We start from the raw sequence: 1,659 nt of genomic DNA on the forward strand, positions 1-1,659 counted from the left end.
AGGCCGATTTGACGCGCAATACTCCGCGTCGCATCCACGACGACAACCAAGAATCGCTGTTTTCCGCCATTTGAAAAGGAGGTGCATAATGAATCGGTCTTCGTCTGCGGCCGGATGGCGCGCTCGACGGTGTTGGAGTCGATTTCGATCCGGCCGTCAGTGAGGAAGCGCTCCAGCGCGGCACGCCGGCCGAGTGCATAGCGGATCGCCTCGGCCGGCTTCGATTTTCCCGACAGCTTGGGCAGCTCCTTTTCCCACAGCGCAAAGAGAGCGGCAACGATGACGGCGGATTTCTCCTGACGCGCAGTTATCCGTACTGCCGGGTCCTGGCCGCGTACGGCCTCCTCGGCGGCCCACAGTGGGGCCATCTGCGCCACCGTCTGCGAGGCGATAACGGAGGAGCCTGCGGCATGCAGTTCGTAGAACTTGCGCCGCACGTGCGACCAGCACGCCGCCAGCATCACGCCGTCATTGCCCCGATCGGATCGGGCCAGCCGGTTATAGGCGGCGTATCCGTCGACTTGCAGGATGCCGCGATAGCCGTCCAGATGACGGGCGACACATTCGCCGGCGCGGCTGTCCTCGAAGCGGTAGGCGACGATGGGCGGTCCACTGCCGCCAAAGGGCCGATCATCGCGGACATAGGTCCAGAGGTAGGCCGTCTTGGCCTTGCCAGATCCCGGCGCCAGCGTTGGCAGCGTGGTCTCATCGGCGAAGACCCGCTCCCCCTGCTTGATGCGAGCCAGTGCGTAATCGGCGAGCGGCTCGAGCTCGAAGCCGAGCTTGCCCATCCACTGCGCCATCTGTGACCGGTCGATCTCGACCTGATCGCGGGCATAAATCGCTTCCTGGCGGTAGAGCGGCAGGCCATCGGCGTATTTCGACACCGCGATCTGCGCCAGCAGCGCTTCGGTCGGAATGCCGCTTTCGATGATGCGGGCGGGCGCGGCTGCCTGGATGACGCCGTCCCAACCCTTGTAGGCATATTTGGGGCGACGCGTAACGATCACCCGGAACTTCGCCGGGGTGACATCGAGCCGTTCGGAGACGTCCTCGCCGATCAGGATCTTTTCCAGCGCTTCGCAGCCAGCAGGCGTTTCGGGCTCGATGACCACCTCGACCCGTTCGAGATGGGCCGCAAAGCCTTTGCGAGGACGCGGAGCGCGCTTCGCTTTCGAGCCGCCCGCAGACTTCTCCATCTGCGCTTGGATGGCCGCCACGCCGGTTTCGATCTCGTCGAAGACCAGCGCATACTGCTCCTCGCTCAGCGCACCGGCCCGCAACCTTTCGGAGCGGCTGCCGAAGCGCGCCCGCTCCAGCATCTTCACCACCGCCGTCAGTCGTGCGATCCGCTCCTCGGCGCTCTTGTTGACCAACTCGAGATGCGTATTGTGGGCTTCGAGATCGGCATTACGCTCTTCCAGACCGGCGGCTTTTTCGGCCATGGCAACAACCATCGCCTTGAGCGCGTCAACGTCGTCCGGGAGCGCGAGATCGGGTGCCGACATGGCCAAAATCAGAGCATATTCGCGGGCAATTTTCCCGCTTTTTCAGATCCCTGATTCATCATGCCGCAGGGTTTTACCCAACCGATTGCGGCCGCCTGACGGTCTCCGTTCGAACCCGTTTCCAGTCCATTCCGTCAACCAGAGCCATGAG

Annotated in this window: 1 protein-coding gene; it reads right to left on the bottom strand. The window is 63.4% G+C overall.

Annotated elements, in window-relative coordinates:
* Positions 1-1,508, bottom strand: a 1,508-nt coding sequence (tnpC, locus tag NKH78_RS32480; RefSeq protein WP_352885243.1) for an IS66 family transposase, incomplete at its 3' end; no start/stop codon positions are given.
* Positions 1,509-1,659: the final 151 nt, after the last annotated feature.

Origin of the sequence: Mesorhizobium sp. M0910 (genome assembly GCF_040319465.1) — a bacterium.
Classification (GTDB): domain Bacteria; phylum Pseudomonadota; class Alphaproteobacteria; order Rhizobiales; family Rhizobiaceae; genus Mesorhizobium.